At 64.6% G+C, this 14,749-nt stretch carries 15 protein-coding genes; 14 read left to right on the top strand and 1 reads right to left on the bottom strand.

The genetic code is table 11. The features are described from left to right. Window positions 1-20 precede the first annotated feature (20 nt). Window positions 21-569 (bottom strand): 4Fe-4S dicluster domain-containing protein, encoded by a 549-nt coding sequence (locus tag NBY65_RS29720; RefSeq protein ID WP_250265881.1) that lies wholly within the window; start codon window positions 567-569, stop codon window positions 21-23. Window positions 570-1,016: 447 nt separating this feature from the next. On the opposite strand from NBY65_RS29720, the gene NBY65_RS29725 reads away from it, so the two are divergent. From NBY65_RS29725 to NBY65_RS29790, 14 genes are all read left to right on the top strand, one after another. Further along, window positions 1,017-1,649, top strand: coding sequence for a 4Fe-4S dicluster domain-containing protein (locus NBY65_RS29725; protein WP_250265959.1), 633 nt, complete (start codon window positions 1,017-1,019; stop codon window positions 1,647-1,649). A gap of 2 nt (window positions 1,650-1,651) precedes the next feature. Continuing rightward, window positions 1,652-3,673 carry a hydrogenase 4 subunit B gene (gene hyfB, locus NBY65_RS29730; RefSeq protein ID WP_250265882.1) on the top strand — a complete coding sequence of 674 codons (2,022 nt, stop codon included), beginning with the start codon at window positions 1,652-1,654 and terminating at the stop codon, window positions 3,671-3,673. 15 nt (window positions 3,674-3,688) lie between these two features. Then, window positions 3,689-4,627 (top strand): respiratory chain complex I subunit 1 family protein, encoded by a 939-nt coding sequence (locus tag NBY65_RS29735; protein WP_250265883.1) that lies wholly within the window; start codon window positions 3,689-3,691, stop codon window positions 4,625-4,627. A gap of 16 nt (window positions 4,628-4,643) precedes the next feature. Continuing rightward, window positions 4,644-6,083 (top strand): hydrogenase 4 subunit D, encoded by a 1,440-nt coding sequence (locus NBY65_RS29740; RefSeq protein WP_250265884.1) that lies wholly within the window; start codon window positions 4,644-4,646, stop codon window positions 6,081-6,083. An 11-nt stretch (window positions 6,084-6,094) separates the two neighbouring features. After that, window positions 6,095-6,748, top strand: a complete 654-nt coding sequence (gene hyfE, locus NBY65_RS29745) for a hydrogenase 4 membrane subunit (protein ID WP_250265885.1) — start codon at window positions 6,095-6,097, stop codon at window positions 6,746-6,748. Window positions 6,749-6,753: 5 nt separating this feature from the next. Continuing rightward, window positions 6,754-8,280, top strand: coding sequence for a hydrogenase 4 subunit F (locus NBY65_RS29750; protein ID WP_408904191.1), 1,527 nt, complete (start codon window positions 6,754-6,756; stop codon window positions 8,278-8,280). A gap of 27 nt (window positions 8,281-8,307) precedes the next feature. Then, complete coding sequence (locus NBY65_RS29755) at window positions 8,308-10,023, top strand: hydrogenase large subunit (protein ID WP_250265887.1); 1,716 nt, start codon at window positions 8,308-8,310, stop codon at window positions 10,021-10,023. Window positions 10,024-10,035: 12 nt separating this feature from the next. Next, window positions 10,036-10,578, top strand: coding sequence for a formate hydrogenlyase complex iron-sulfur subunit (locus NBY65_RS29760; protein WP_250265889.1), 543 nt, complete (start codon window positions 10,036-10,038; stop codon window positions 10,576-10,578). Further along, complete coding sequence (locus NBY65_RS29765) at window positions 10,578-11,324, top strand: NADH-quinone oxidoreductase subunit B family protein (RefSeq protein ID WP_250265890.1); 747 nt, start codon at window positions 10,578-10,580, stop codon at window positions 11,322-11,324. The genes NBY65_RS29760 and NBY65_RS29765 overlap by 1 nt, the downstream gene beginning before the upstream one ends. Next, window positions 11,321-11,722, top strand: a complete 402-nt coding sequence (locus NBY65_RS29770) for a formate hydrogenlyase maturation HycH family protein (RefSeq protein ID WP_250265891.1) — start codon at window positions 11,321-11,323, stop codon at window positions 11,720-11,722. The genes NBY65_RS29765 and NBY65_RS29770 overlap by 4 nt, the downstream gene beginning before the upstream one ends. Continuing rightward, on the top strand, window positions 11,719-12,180 hold the full coding sequence (hycI, locus tag NBY65_RS29775) for a hydrogenase maturation peptidase HycI (protein ID WP_250265892.1): 462 nt from the start codon (window positions 11,719-11,721) through the stop codon (window positions 12,178-12,180). Before NBY65_RS29770 ends, hycI begins: the two co-directional genes overlap by 4 nt. A 98-nt stretch (window positions 12,181-12,278) precedes the next feature. Further along, window positions 12,279-13,181: a formate/nitrite transporter family protein gene (locus NBY65_RS29780; protein ID WP_250265961.1), complete on the top strand. Its 903-nt coding sequence runs from the start codon at window positions 12,279-12,281 to the stop codon at window positions 13,179-13,181. Window positions 13,182-13,194: 13 nt separating this feature from the next. Then, on the top strand, window positions 13,195-13,563 hold the full coding sequence (locus NBY65_RS29785) for a hypothetical protein (RefSeq protein ID WP_250265893.1): 369 nt from the start codon (window positions 13,195-13,197) through the stop codon (window positions 13,561-13,563). Between the two features lie 65 nt (window positions 13,564-13,628). Then, window positions 13,629-14,675 (top strand): nickel-dependent hydrogenase large subunit, encoded by a 1,047-nt coding sequence (locus NBY65_RS29790; RefSeq protein ID WP_250265895.1) that lies wholly within the window; start codon window positions 13,629-13,631, stop codon window positions 14,673-14,675. Window positions 14,676-14,749: the final 74 nt, after the last annotated feature.

Consider the following 14,749-nt stretch of genomic DNA (forward strand, 5'->3'; position numbering starts at 1 on the left):
AAGTAAGTGCGTCTGCGGCGTCAGCCGACGGCGCCGATGGTTCCGGAATCAAGCGCTGAGCGCTGCTGGCGGCGCCGCCGGACCTCTTCCATGGCGGCGGCATCCATGACGTGCAATGCGTCGGTCGGGCACACGCTGACACAGGCCGGACCCTGCGCGCGGTTTTTGCAGAGGTCGCACTTGTGCGCTTCCGCCTTGACGCCGTTCGTCAGTTCGACACCGGCGAAGTTGCGCTGTGCCGGGCGGGAAATGACTTCCATTGCGCCGAAGGGGCACGCAACGACGCAGGTCTTGCAGCCAAGGCAGCGGGACTGGTCGATCTGCACCGTGTCGCCGCTATAGAAGATGGCGCCGCTTGGGCAGGCATTGAGGCACGGGGCATCCTCGCAGTGATGGCAGGTCACCGGGGTCGAGACCTGGAGGGTACGCACCACATGCAGGCGCGGGGAAAAGCGCGTCGGTGACAGCGCTTCGACGTTCTGGGTTGGCTCGTGCGCAAGCACACAGGCCACTTCGCATGTGCGACAGCCAATGCACTTCGCTGGTTCAGTAACGATGAACCGGTTCATTCTCGATATCTCCTCATGGACGAGGACGTTGGGGAAGGCCCGGCGAGGCGCGCCAGCCTCCGCACCTCGCACTCTGTTCGGCAGAGCTGCCCGCACGCCAACCTTTCTCCGATCGACTTTGCTTATGAAGAAATAAAAGCAAGATATGAGCGCCCGGGCTTCAGGAACGATGCATGTTATGACCCACAGGAAAGGCCGTCATCGGCTGGAGGTCTGCGTTTCGGTATGGGTGACCAGCGTTAAATGCGGACCGTTCGAAATAAACCAATGTTAGAGACCTACGGATCGCTCAGGAATACAAAGATATACTTGGATTGTTAGGACATTTTTATTGCTTAATAAGTCGTTCTTATCAACGGCACTCGCGATGATGCACCGTCCGGCCAAGGGGCCCAGACGGTGGACCGGTTCATTCTCCGAATGCACCGGGAACGTGGAGAGAGGGACATGAACCGCTTTGTTATCGCGGACCCCAGACGGTGTATCGGATGCAATACCTGCATGGCGGCGTGCACCATGGTGCACCGGGCCGAGGGACTGCAGTCCCTTCCCCGGCTGACCGTCACGCGAACCCTGGAAGTCACGGCACCGACTGTCTGCCGCAACTGCGAAGACGCCCCATGCGGGCGTGTCTGCCCGGCCGATGCCATCTGGATCGCGGATGGCCGGGTCGTACTGGACGAGCAACGCTGCATCGGCTGCAAGATGTGCGCGCTCGCCTGCCCGTTCGGGGCGATCACGCCGGCCGGGACATCGATCTCCGGCGTCGCCGGGCTCAGGATCGACCAGCCGGAGCACCCGGCCGGGCTTGATCCGCTGCTGGCATGGGATATCGGCGTGCGCACCGTCGCCGTGAAATGCGATCTCTGCTCCTTCCGTGCGGAAGGGCCCGCCTGCATTCGTGCTTGCCCGACCGCAGCGTTGCGGGAAGTGAACGCACAGGCGCTCAACGATGAAAGCAATGTCAAGCGCCAGATAAGTGCCGCGACCGCGACCGTGCCGGAGCGTGATCCCGGTCTGAAGCCATCGTGGGGCGCTGCTGCACCACCGCCACCCGTCGCGACTGGGGAGTGCGACTGACCATGACCCCGATTCAGCTATTTTTGACATCAATCGGGCTGTCCTGCCTCGCAGCATTGGGCAGCCTTTTATTGCGTCGTTCCGAAACGACTGCGATCTATGCTGCGGGTATCGGGGGCCTGCTTGCCGCCGTGGCCGGTGCTTTTGCCGGCGCTTCGGTGCTTGCCGGTCCGGCTGCCGTCGCCGCCGTGGCCGGGCCCTTCCCGTTCGCCCATTTCGTTCTGCGCCTCGATGCCCTGTCTGGGCTGATGGTGCTGGTGATCTCGGCGCTGGCCGCGATCTCCTCGATCTACTCGCTTGCTTATGTGCGCGAGTATGGCGGCCGTGGCGTCGGCGCGATGGGGTTCTTTTTCAACCTCTTCGTCGCGGCGATGATGCTGGTCGTCGTTGCCGACAACGCCTTCTGGTTCCTCGTTTTCTTCGAGATGATGTCGCTGGCGTCCTATTTCCTGGTGATTTTCGACCAGGATGAGGAAGCAGTGTCTGCCGGGTTCATTTATTTCCTGGTTGCCCATGCCGGGTCGGTCGCCATCATGGCGGCATTCTACCTGATGGCCAACGCAGCCGGCAGCTTTGACTTCGCCGCGTTCCGCGCCAATCATCCCGCCGAGCCGGCTGCCTCGATTGTGTTCGTCCTGGCGCTGCTCGGTTTCGGTGCCAAGGCGGGCATGATCCCGCTGCACGTCTGGTTGCCGCGAGCCCATCCGGCGGCCCCTTCGCACGCCTCCTCGCTGATGTCCGGCGTGATGATCAAGATCGGCGTGTTCGGCATCCTCAAGGTCGGCGTCGACTTGCTGGGCGGCGGCGTGCTGTGGTGGGGCGTCGCCGTGCTGGCGCTGGGCGCCATTTCCTCGGTGCTGGGCGTGATCTACGCGCTGGCGGAACATGACATCAAGCGGCTGCTTGCTTACCACTCGGTCGAGAACATCGGCATCATCCTGCTTGGCGTCGGCACCGGCATGATCGGCCTGGCCATGCACCAGCCGCTGATCGCCGTCCTCGGGCTGATGGCCGGGCTCTACCACCTGGTCAACCACGCGGTCTTCAAGGGTCTGCTGTTCCTTGGCGCGGGCTCCGTCATCTACCGGATGCACACCAAGGACATGGAGGAAATGGGCGGCCTCGGCCGAACCATGCCGTGGACATCGCTGTGCTTCCTGGTCGGTGCCCTGGCGATCTCGGCGATCCCGCCGCTCAACGGCTTTGTCTCCGAGTGGTTCACCTACCAGGCCCTGTTCGCGGCCGCGCTGGAAGGCACGTTCCTGGTCCGCTTCGCCACCCCGATCGCCGCGACGATGCTGGCACTGACCGGTGCGCTGGCGGTGATGTGCTTCGTCAAAGCCTATGGCGAGATCTTCTCGGGCGCGCCGCGCAGCCACCACGCCGAGCAGGCCCGCGAGGTGCCGGCCCCGATGATCGCGGGCATGGTGCTGCTGGCGCTTGCCTGCGTCGGTCTCGGCCTTGCCGCCCCGCTCGTGGCACCGGTCATCGGTGGCATCGCCGCCGCGACCCTGAACATGCCGGCGACTGCCCTGGCCGATGGCAGCCTGCTGGTGCAGCCGGGCAATCCGGCGCGCGCGGTGCTCTCGACGCCGCTGATCGCCGTGCTGCTGATCGGGCTGGGCACCCTGCCGATCCTGCTGACGAGCTTCTTCTCGAAGGCCCGCGCCGGCAGCCGCCGTGCCGCCGCCCCCTGGGCCTGCGGCTACCTGCCCGATGGCCACATGGCCGTGACGGCGCACAGCTTCGCGCAGCCGATCCGGATGTTCTTCAAGCCGCTCTATGCCGTGCGCCGCAGTGCCGACGTCGTTTCGGAAGCTGTTTCGCAGCGCTTCTGCAGCTTCGTTTCTGCCGCACGCCGCAGCGAGCCGCTGTTCGACCGTATCCTCGTCGCCCCGGTGATCGAGAGCGTCGACAAGATCGGCCATCGTGCTCAACGCCTGCAGAGCGGCGAGTTCTCGACCTACTGCCTCTACATCGTGGTAGCGCTCGTGATCCTGCTGCTCGTGACCCTGCAATCCTAGGAGAGGGGAAGAGTCGTGCCCACTGCCAACCATTTCCTCCTCGCGCTCGTGCAGGCCGTGCTGCTGCTTGCGGCGGCACCGTTGGTTTCCGGCTTCACGCGCCTCATTCGTGCCAAGATGCACACCCGGCATGGGCCGGGGCTGCTGCAGGACTATCGTGATATCTTCAAGCTGATGCGGCGCCAGGACGTCAGGCCGCCTGCGTCCGGCTTCGTGTTCCGCTGGATGCCGGTGGTGATGCTGGCGACCCTGCTGGTAATCGCCACGGCGTTGCCGGTGCTGAGCCGGGCTACCCCGATCGCGGCGATGGGCGACCTCATCACCGTCGTCTATCTGTTCGCCCTGGCCCGCTTCTTCTTCTCGCTGTCGGGTATCGACTCCGGCTCCTCCTTCGCCGGCATCGGCGGCAGCCGCGAGCTGACCCTGGGCGTTCTGGTCGAGCCAATCATGCTGCTGGCCTTGATCGTCACCGCCCTGCTCGCCGGCTCCACCAATATCGGGGCCATGGGTGACGCCATCGCTTCCGGCCATGTCCGCTCGGCCGGTGCGATGGTGCTCGCCGGCGTCGCCTTCGGCTTCGCTTCCTATTTCGAACTCGGCAAGCTGCCCTATGACATGGCCGAAGCCGAGCAGGAACTGCAGGAAGGTCCACTGACCGAATACTCCGGTCCTTCGCTCGCCCTGATCAAGATGGCGATGGCCCTGAAGCAGACCCTGGTGATTGCCTTCCTGGTCGCGATCTTCCTGCCGTTCGGCAGCGCGACCGGGACCAGCCTGCCTGCGCTCGCCCTCGGCCTGGTTGTCTTCGCCATCAAGCTGGGCGTGATCCTTGCCCTGGTTGGCGCCGTGGAGAACAGCGTTGCCCGCACGCGCTTCCGCCTGACGCCGCAGCACAGCTGGTTCGGGGTCGGAATCGCGTCCCTCGCCTTCGTATTTTACCTCGCCGGTCTGTGAGCCGGCGGAGAGAGCCATGATCGCCCTTGCACTCGCAACCATCCTGCTGCCCGCATTCGGCGCGGGACTGGTCGTCGTCTCGCCAAGACATCTGGCGATGCGCATTTGCCAGATCTTTGCCGGCCTTTCCCTGCTCTCGGTGCTGATCCTCGCGTGGTGCTTCGCTTCAGGCGGCAAGGTTGCCGTCGAGCACTCCGTGATCACCTTCGGCAGTATCGAGATCCTGGGTTTTGTCGTGGATTCCGTGTCGGTCCTGGTGGCCGCCGCGGTCGTCGGCATCGGCCTGCTGATCTCGATCTACTCCGGCGGTTACCTGAATGCCGGCAACCGCGAGCACCCGGATAAGATCACCCGGCGCTACTTCGCGTTCCTCTCGCTCTTCATCGGCGCGATGGCCGGCCTGGTTTTCACATCGACCCTGATCGGCCAGCTTGTCTTCTTCGAAATCACCGGTGTCTGCTCCTGGGCGCTGATCGGCTACTACGAGAAGCCGAAATCCTTCTACTCGGCCGCCAAGGCGTTGATTATCACGCACATCGCCTCCCTCGGCCTCTATGTCGCCGCCTGCGTGCTCTTCCTCGATACCAACACCTTCTCCCTCACCGCGATCTCCGGACTCGGGGATGGCGCCAAGGCGGTGGTGCTGATCGCGGTGCTGGTCGCCGCCTGGGGCAAGTCGGCGCAGCTTCCCTTCCATATGTGGCTGCCCGATGCGATGGAAGCGCCGACGCCGGTCAGCGCCTATCTGCATGCCGCCTCGATGGTGAAGGTCGGTGTCTACATCGTCGCCCGTGCGCTGATGTCGGCCGACGGAGCCCCCGAGATCGTCGGCTATGTCTGCACCATCATGGCGGTCATCACCCTGGTGTTCGGCTTCTTCATGTATCTGCCGCAGGCGGACATGAAGCGCCTGCTGGCCTATTCGACCATCACCCAGCTTGCCTACATCTTCCTTGGCCTGGGGCTCTCGGTCTTCGGTTCGCACCTGGCTTTTAATGGTGCGGTTGCCCATCTGTTCAATCACGCTTTCGCCAAGACGCTGTTCTTCCTGGTGGCCGGCGCCCTGAGCTACACTACGGGAACCCGCATGTTGCCGGCGCTGCGGGGCATTCTGGCGCGCTCCCCGCTGATTGGTATCGCCTTCGTGGCTGCTGCCCTCGCCATCACCGGCGTGCCACCCTTCAATGGTTTCTTTTCGAAGTTCAGCATTTTTGCCGGTGGTTTCGAGGTTGCCGCCCAGCGTCCGCTGCTGATGGCGCTGCTGATCATTGCTCTGATCGAATCGGTTGGCAGCTTTGCCTGGTTCCTGAAATGGGTCGGATGGTCCGTCCCTGGTCAGCCGTCGGAAGCGGTGGCCGCGGCGGCTGAAGTCCCCTCCGCGATGCGCGTTGTGCTGGTGATCCTGATCGTCATGTCGGTCTGCTCCAGCTTCATCGCCGCCTCGTGGCTCGGCTGAGGACGAAGACAATGTCTGGAATGCAGATCGCAAACGGTCTTTCCGGCCTGCTGATCGTCACCTCGCTGCTTGTGGTGACGGTTCGCAAGCCCAACCAATCGGCCCTGTTCTACGCCCTCCAGTCCTTTGTGCTGGTGGCCGTATTCTTCACGCTCGCGGAAGTGACGGATTCACCGCAACTCTATGCCTGGGCGGCGACGGCCTTTCTTACCAAGGTCGTGCTGGTGCCGGTCATCATGGTGCGCAGCTTCGGCCGGCTCTCGGATGCCAGGCTCGGATCGGGGGAGCGTATCTCCCCCGCGCTCACGGCCATGCTCGCCGCGGTTGTGGTGGTGCTGTGCACCCTCGTCGTCTCGCGCGTCACGCTGCCGACGGCAATGGCGATCAAGCCGGCCCTGGCGATTTCGCTTGCGCACTTCTTTTTCGGACTGGCCTGCATCGTCACCCAGCGTAATATCCTCAAGCAGGTGTTCGGTTACTGCCTGATGGAAAACGGCTCTCATTTGACGCTCGCCCTGCTCGCCGCCAAGGCACCGGAGCTCGTTGAGATCGGCATCGCGACCGACGCCGTCTTCGCGGTGGTGATCATGGTCGTGCTGGCGACGCAGATTAACCGCACGCTGGCAACGCTGGATGCCGACCAGCTCACGACCCTGAAGGGATGACAGCCATGATCTCCTCGGTCCTACCGTTCCTTGTGCTGTTCGGACCCCTGGTCGCCGCGATTCTGATCTTCGTGGTGCCGCAGGGCGTGGACTCTGCACGCAAGATCGAACGGCTGCACCTTGCCTCCATCGGCTTCGTGCTGGTGATGGCACTGGCGGCGGTGGCCACGGCGCTTTCCGGTGGCCCGCTGCTTGCGGCAGGCGACTGGCTGCTGATCGATCCGCTGGCTGCCATCTTCATCGGCCTGATCGGCATCGTCGGCTTCGCCACCGGGTACTACTCGATCGCCTATATCCGCCACGACGTGGCGCATGGCGAGCTGACCCCGGCCAAGCAGAAGCTGTACTACGGCTTCTTCAACCTGTTTCTCTTCACCATGCTGCTCACCGTTACCGCCAACAACATCGTCATGATGTGGGTGGCGATCGAGGCGACGACGCTCGGCTCCACCTTCCTGGTCGGGATCTACGGCAAGCGCTCCTCGCTGGAAGCAGCGTGGAAATACCTGATCATCTGCTCGGTCGGTGTTGCCTTCGGTCTCTACGGGACGGTCCTGACCTTCTCGAACGCCTCGGCCGGGGCGCTGGAGCCGCACCATGCGGTGCTGTGGACGACCATCGCCGCGCATGCGGGCAGCCTTGACCCGACCCTGGTCAAGATCGCCTTTGTCTTCGTGCTGATCGGCTTCGGCACCAAGGCCGGCATCTTCCCGATGCACGCCTGGCTGCCGGATGCCCACTCCGAGGCGCCGAGCCCCGTTTCGGCGCTGCTGTCGGGCGTGCTGCTGAAATGCGCCCTGTTCGTGATCATCCGCTACTATATCGTCACGGCCAATGCGGTCGGGCCTGCCTTCCCGCAGCTCCTGCTTCTGATCCTGGGCCTGCTGTCGGTTGGCGTGGCATCGTTCCTGTTCTTCGTGCAGCAGGACCTGAAGCGCAAGCTGGCCTATTCCAGCGTTGAGAATGTCGGGTTGATCCTGGTCGGCCTTGGCTTCGGTGGCCCGCTCGGCATCGGTGCGGCGCTGCTGCACATCGTCAACCACAGCTTTGCCAAGGCCCTGCTCTTCTGCGGTTCCGGCAACGTGCTGATGAAGTACGGCACGCGCGACCTCGGCACCATCAAGGGGCTGCTGCGTGTGGCGCCGGTGACCGGCATCCTGATGATGGGCGGGGCGCTTGCCCTCGCCGGTTTCCCGCCCTTCAACGTCTTCGTCAGTGAGTTCATGACCATCAGCGCCGGCCTGGCGAGCGAGCATTACTGGCTGACCGGACTCTGTGTGTTGCTGCTGACCGTGACGGTGGCAGGCTTCGTGCAGATCATCTCCGGGGCGGTGCTGGGCAAGAACCCGGAAACCATCGCCAAGGGAGACGTCGGCCTGGGCGCCCTTGCCCCGTTGGGGGTGCTGCTTGTGCTGATCGTGATCATGGGTGTCGCCGTGCCGGGGCCGGTCACCAACCTGCTGAAGAGTGCAACCAGCATCGTGCTCGACAACGGTGCGGGCACCCCCGGCCCTCTCGCAACGCGGAACTGATCTGCCGGCCCAAATGGAGATTTTCCCATGAACGCGATATCACACAGCCGGGTCGGCGCCTCGCACGTCACCTATCTGCGTCAGAAGCTGCCGCATGCCGTGATCGAGGAGCGTTGGCAGGCGGACCGCCAGGTGACTGTCACGGTCAAGCTCGAGCAGTTGCCGGACGCCGTCTCGACGCTCTATTACGAACGTAACGGCTGGCTTTCGGTCGTGGTCGGCAACGACGAGCGCTCGATCAACGGCAGCTTCGGCATCTATTACGTGCTGTCGATGGAAGGCGACGAGAAGTGCCACGTCGTCGTCCATGGCATGGTGCCGGAGGGGAAGGAGGAGTTCCCCTCGGTCACGCCGAAGGTGCCCGCCTGCGTCTGGGGCGAGCGCGAGCTGCGCGACATGTATGGCCTGCGGCCCATCGGCCTGCCCGATGAGCGGCGTCTGGTGCTGCCGGATGACTGGCCCGATAACCTGCACCCGCTGCGCAAGGACGCGATGGACTACCGCCTGCGTCCGGAGCCGACCAGCGACAACGAAAACTACCAGTTCCGCAACGATGCCACCGGCGAGACGACGGTGGTGCCGCTCGGGCCGCTGCACATCACCTCGGACGAGCCGGGCCATTTCCGGCTGTTCGTGGATGGCGAGGACATCATCGACGCCGACTACCGGATGTTCTACGTCCATCGCGGCATGGAGAAGGTTGCCGAGACCCGGATGGGCTACAACGAGGTGACCTTCCTCGCTGATCGGGTCTGCGGCATCTGCGGCTATGCGCACTCGGTCGCCTATACCAGCTCGGTGGAGAACGCGCTTGGTATCGCCGTTCCGGAGCGTGCCCAGGCGATCCGCAGCATCCTGCTCGAGACCGAACGGCTGCACTCTCACCTGCTGAACCTTGGACTGGTGTGTCATTTCGTCGGCTTCGACACCGGCTTCATGCAGTTCTTCCGCGTGCGGGAGAAGGCCATGACGCTCGCCGAGATGCTGACCGGTTCGCGCAAGACCTATGCGATCAACCTGATTGGCGGAGTGCGGCGCGATATCCTGGGTGAGCAGCGGACCCGCACGCTGCAGCTGATCGCCGAGCTGCGCGAGGAGGTGACCCGCCTGCTCGACATCCTGCAGGCGACGCCAAACTTCGAAGGTCGCGTCAAGGGGGTCGGACTGCTTGCTTCGCAGATCGCCCGTGACTACTCGCCGGTCGGCCCGGTGGTGCGCGGCAGCGGTTTCCGTCGCGACACGCGCGTCGACCATGCCTTCGCCGGCTATGGCCAGGTGAACCTGCCGGTCCATGTCGGCGAGGACGGCGATGTGCTGTCGCGCACACTGATCCGTGCCGGGGAGTTCTACGACAGTCTCTCGATCATCGAGCAGTTGCTGGGGGCGATGCCGACCGGTCCGGTGCTGACCGAGGACTTTACCTACAAGCCGTACAAGTTCGCGCTCGGCTTCACCGAGGCCCCGCGTGGCGAGGATGTCCACTGGTCGATGACCGGCGACAACCAGAAGCTCTATCGCTGGCGCTGCCGGGCCTCGACCTATGCGAACTGGCCGGTGCTGCGCTACATGCTGCGCGGCAACACCGTTTCGGATGCCCCGCTGATCGTTGGTTCGATCGATCCCTGCTATTCCTGCACCGACCGCGTGACCGTCGTCGACGTCCGTAAGGCAAGCAGCAAGACCATTCCCTACAAGGAAATGGAACGCTATTGCCGCGAGCGTAAAGACTCGCCGCTGAAATAAGGAAGACGGCCCATGTTCAAGCTGCTCAAGGAAGTCTTCCGCACCGGTGAGGCGACGGTTAAGTACCCGTTCGCGCCGCTGGAGGTTTGCAAGGATTTTCGCGGCAAGCCGGAGCACACCGCGGAGAACTGCATTGCCTGCGGGGCGTGCACCATTGCCTGCCCGGCCAATGCCCTGCAGATGGAAACCGACACCGCGGCCGGGACCCGCACCTGGTCGATTTCCTACGGCCGCTGCATCTTCTGCGGCCGTTGCGAGGAGGCCTGCCCGACCAACGCGATCCAGCTGACGCCGGACTTCGAGCTTGCGGTGGCGAACAAGGACGACCTGACGCGCAAGGCGGTGTTCAAGCTGGCCAACTGCGCCTGCTGTGGCAAGCCGTTCGCCCCGGCCAAGGAGGTCGCCTACGTGACCGCGTTGATCGAGGCAACGGCGCCGACGGAGGCGGATGCGGAGCGTCGCCGGCAAATGGTGGCAACCTGCCCGGCCTGCAAGCGCACCAACGACGTTACCCAGCTCGCCAGCTTCCCCAGCCGGCAGACGGAGACACGCTGATGAAGATCGACACACCGGCCGACATCCAGCGCATGAAGTCCTCGCTGATGTCGGACATTCGTCGCTCGGCCTACGTCTACCGGGTCGATTGCGGTGGCTGCAACGGCTGCGAAATCGAGATCTTCGCGTCCATCACACCGATCTTCGATGCCGAACGTTTCGGCATCAAGGTGGTCGCATCGCCGCGCCATGCCGACATCCTGCTGTTCACCGGTGCGGTGACGCGGGCCATGCGGATGCCGGCGCTGCGTGCCTTCGAAGCGGCGCCGGATCCGAAGATCGTCGTCTCCTACGGCGCCTGTGGCTGCACGGGCGGCATCTTCCACGATCTCTACTGCGTCTGGGGTGGCACGGATCAGATCGTGCCGGTCGACGTCTACATCCCCGGCTGTCCCCCCACGCCTGGCGCCACCATCTACGGCTTTGCCGTGGCGCTGGGCCTGCTCGGCCAGAAGCTGAAGGCCAGCACGCATGTCGAAGGCGAGGACGAGCGGGTCGGGATTTCCCATCCGATGATCCCGTACAACCTGCGCGTCCATGTGGAGCGCGAGGCACGCCGCATGGCCGGATACCGCCAGGGCCGTGACATCGCCGAGCGCTTCCTCGGCATGCTGGAAGGCCCTGGGGTGGCGCCGCTCAACGACCGGATCGGGCAGTTCGTGGCGAGTGAAAGCGATCCGCGTACTGCCGAGATCTTTGCCCGTCTCGGCGAAGTGCTGATCGAAGGGCCCGGCGCAGTGTCATGACAGGGGAAATCGTCTTCTACCGTCTCAATGCCAAGATCCTTGAGCGCGAGGAAGACGTGCCGAAGGATGCCCGGGAGGTGGTCTACTATTCGCTTGCGATCGGCCACCATGTCGGCGTGTTCGACTGCTTCAAGCCGGTGCTGCGCTGCTCGGACGATCTCTACGATCGGCTGGTGGCTGCGCTGCCCGAGGGAGAGGCACGGCGCAAGCTCGATGGCTTGCGCCGGTTCGGTGAGATCATGATCGACAAGACCCATACCAGACTGCTCGGCGAGGCGATCGAGCAGGTGCGGCCCGGCCTGGATGCCGAGGTGGCGGCCTGGTTCAAAGAGCTGGAAATCTCGCTCGCGGCAATCGAGCAGGAGCCTGTCATCTACCTGATGGGACGCCGGAAATGACACGGGGGCTGGTGCTGACCGTCGGCAACAGCCTGATGGGGGATGACGGTGCGGGACCGCTGCTGGCCGAGTTGCTCGAAGCGGAACCAGCAGAAGGCTGGTCGGTGATCGACGGCGGCGCGACGCCGGAAAACGTCATGCATGCCGTGCGTGCCGAGGCACCCGAGCGGGTGTTGCTGGTCGATGCCGCGGATATGCAACTGGAACCCGGTGCGGTTCGCCGCATCGGGGAAGGTGATGTTGCCAGGCAATTCCTGATCAACACGCACGCGATCCCGCTCGACGTGCTGATCGCTTCGATCAGGGAGACAGTACCCCACGTGACCTTCGTCGGCATTCAGCCGGTGCGGGTGACGTTCTTTGGTGAAATGACGCCGGCCGTCAGGGCCGCGGTCGAGGATCTGCATCGCAGACTCGTCGCGGGCGACGAGCCGGACGAGTGGCCCGCCGTTACCTAAGTGAGGTCGGCGGAGCAAAGGTAAGACAACAAGAAATGAGTTTCCAGATTTCCCCGGCAGTGTGAACAGCGGCACTGCCGTTGGTGAGGAGGCTAGTAATGGCTGAAAGTGATGGGGCCAAAAAGTCCGAGGTATTCGGCTCGGACGCCTATTCGCCGGCCCAGATCCAGGACAAAGTCGAAAAGCTCGGTATCACCAAGGCGCGCATGCCTTTCCTGCCCGAGTTCATGCTGGCGGCCGTTGCCGGCGGTTCGATCGGCCTGGGTGGCATGTTCTTCTCGATTGTGCTTGCGGACCCGACGCTCGGCTTCGCGATCCAACGCGTCCTGGGCGGGTTCTTATTCTCGCTTGGACTGGCGCTGGTGATGATCGGCGGCGCCGAGCTTTTCACCGGAAATTGCCTGATCGTGATGGCCTGGTGGAATGGCCAGATCAAGACGTCAGAGGTGATCCGCAACTGGATCATCGTCTGGCTGGGTAACCTGGTCGGTGCGCTCGGTCTCGTTTTCCTGCTCTACATGTCGCATTTCGCCGATCTCAACAACGGCGGCACCGGTACTGCGTTGCTGAAGCTCGCGGCCAGCAAGATCGCGCCTGATGAAGTGACGATCTTCTTCAAAGGCATCATGTGCAACCTGCTGGTCTGCCTGGGCGTGTGGCTTGCCTATGCCGGCCGCTCGGTGGCCGACAAGATGGCCGGCATGGTGCTGCCGGTGGCCTGCTTCGTCGCCGCCGGGTTCGAGCACTGCATTGCCAACATGTTCTTCCTGCCCATGGCCTGGCTGCTGGCGGTAACCGGCCATGTTCCGGCCGGGTTCGATGCCTCCACCATCACGCTGGCCGGCATCGTCCACAACATCATCCCGGCGACGCTGGGTAACATCGTCGGCGGCGCGGGCTTCGTTGGCTTCGTCTACTGGATCATCTACCGCAAGGGCCTCGGCGGTCTGACGCCGCTGCCCCCGCGGCCTGGCAAGGCTGCGATCGTGGCCGGCGAGTAAGTCTGACTGCACCGTGGCCGACCGGGACCTTCGGCCGGCCACGGCACCTTTGGATCCCTGCCGCGCCGGGGATGCGACGTGCCATGGCCGACCGGCCATCAGGTTTTTCCCATTCGAGGTGCCTTCATCGACCCGCCGGGGCATGGCTTCGGCGAAGGTCGGCAGCCAGGTCCGCATCACCTGCAACGGGCACCTGGCGCTCCACCTCGGCGGCATTGCCGCAGCGGATCTTCATGCCGCACAATACGTCAATGACAGCAATCATGACATCGCTGCCGCGATCGAGGCAGCAGGCGTGCGCAAATCGGTCGGCCGTGATGGCGCACCGACGCCGTCCGCCCTGCCCGTGGTCGCCGGCGGCATGAACGCGGCCGGCGGGTGAGCATGGCATCCGAGGGCATCCCAGCGCCGTCTGCCGGAACTGGACGCGAGCGACTGGATGCCGGCGTGGTCCGCATCACGGCGGCGCTTGCCGGCGACATCGTGACCCTGGCCGATGTCCGCAGCGAACGGCCGCGCCATCTCGCCGCGGCGCTCGCGCGCCATCCGGCGTCGACCATCCCGGACCTGGCGCGGCGCCTGTTCGCGCTGTGCGGCACATCGCAGGCGATCGCCGCGCGACAGGCGCTCGGCATGGCGGGGGCGGAGGTCCCGGTTCCCGATCCTGCCCTCGTTCTGCGGCAACTCGCGGCCGAACGCATCACGGCGCATCTGCAGGCGACCTTCATGGGCTGGAATACGGCCGTTCCGGTGAACCCGATGGAGGCCATCGCCATGTCCCGCGCGTTGGCGGCCGTGCGCGAAGCCGATATCCGGTGCGATGCACTGATCGAGGCGCTGACGGCGCTGGGGATCTCGGCCACGCCCCAGGCCGGATCCTGGGGGGCACGTCTGCTTGCATTGGCTGGTGAGGATGGAGCCGCACCGGTGCGGCCTGACCCGCTCACTGCCGCCGATGACGCGCAGGTGCTGGCGGCCCTGGACGCGCAGGGTGAAGCCTTTGCGGCTGTTCCGTCCCTGCCGGGCCGGCGACCGGAAGTGGGGGCAGCGGCACGGGCGGCACGGCGCGGCCTTCTGGTCACGTCATCGGCGAGCCGGCTCGCTGCGCGCCTGGCCGAAATCGTTTCGTCATCACGATATCTTGCCGGAACCGAGGCATTCGATCCGGCCGAGTGGATCGTCGCGGGCCGGCTCGGGCCAGGTACGGGGTTCTGTGCGGTCGAGACGCCGCGCGGCCGGCTGCATCATCTGGTGCGGCTCGGCCCGGACGGAGCGGTGCTGCGGTATCTGATCGTGGCACCAACGGAATGGAACTTCGCCGGCGACGGACCGTTTTCCATCGCACTCCGTGGCCTGCGGGTCGGCGCGGCGGCCCGTCCCGCCATCGAGCGCCTCGCTGCGCTCTACGATCCTTGCGTCGCCTGTGCCATCGAGGTGCACCGTCTGCCGCAACACGATGACCGGTTCCCGGTGCCGGACAATGAGGGCGGCTGATGTGGAGGGGCGACGATTGCAGTCCCAGTGTGGCCGGGACCATGCTTTTGGGAAGGCGCCTTTCCCCGGAGCGG

The organism is Rhodovastum atsumiense (genome assembly GCF_937425535.1).
Lineage (GTDB): Bacteria > Pseudomonadota > Alphaproteobacteria > Acetobacterales > Acetobacteraceae > Rhodovastum > Rhodovastum atsumiense.

Bases quoted from the DNA above. Each gene is read 5' to 3' on its own strand.
- NBY65_RS29740 (WP_250265884.1), top strand. From the start codon at position 4,644: ATGATCGCCCTTGCACTCGCAACCATCCTGCTGCCCGCATTCGGCGCG.
- hyfE (WP_250265885.1), top strand. From the start codon at position 6,095: ATGTCTGGAATGCAGATCGCAAACGGTCTTTCCGGCCTGCTGATCGTC.
- NBY65_RS29720 (WP_250265881.1), bottom strand. From the start codon at position 569: ATGAACCGGTTCATCGTTACTGAACCAGCGAAGTGCATTGGCTGTCGC.
- NBY65_RS29765 (WP_250265890.1), top strand. From the start codon at position 10,578: ATGAAGATCGACACACCGGCCGACATCCAGCGCATGAAGTCCTCGCTG.
- NBY65_RS29780 (WP_250265961.1), top strand. From the start codon at position 12,279: ATGGCTGAAAGTGATGGGGCCAAAAAGTCCGAGGTATTCGGCTCGGAC.
- NBY65_RS29760 (WP_250265889.1), top strand. From the start codon at position 10,036: ATGTTCAAGCTGCTCAAGGAAGTCTTCCGCACCGGTGAGGCGACGGTT.
- NBY65_RS29725 (WP_250265959.1), top strand. From the start codon at position 1,017: ATGAACCGCTTTGTTATCGCGGACCCCAGACGGTGTATCGGATGCAAT.
- NBY65_RS29750 (WP_408904191.1), top strand. From the start codon at position 6,754: ATGATCTCCTCGGTCCTACCGTTCCTTGTGCTGTTCGGACCCCTGGTC.
- hycI (WP_250265892.1), top strand. From the start codon at position 11,719: ATGACACGGGGGCTGGTGCTGACCGTCGGCAACAGCCTGATGGGGGAT.
- NBY65_RS29755 (WP_250265887.1), top strand. From the start codon at position 8,308: ATGAACGCGATATCACACAGCCGGGTCGGCGCCTCGCACGTCACCTAT.
- NBY65_RS29770 (WP_250265891.1), top strand. From the start codon at position 11,321: ATGACAGGGGAAATCGTCTTCTACCGTCTCAATGCCAAGATCCTTGAG.
- hyfB (WP_250265882.1), top strand. From the start codon at position 1,652: ATGACCCCGATTCAGCTATTTTTGACATCAATCGGGCTGTCCTGCCTC.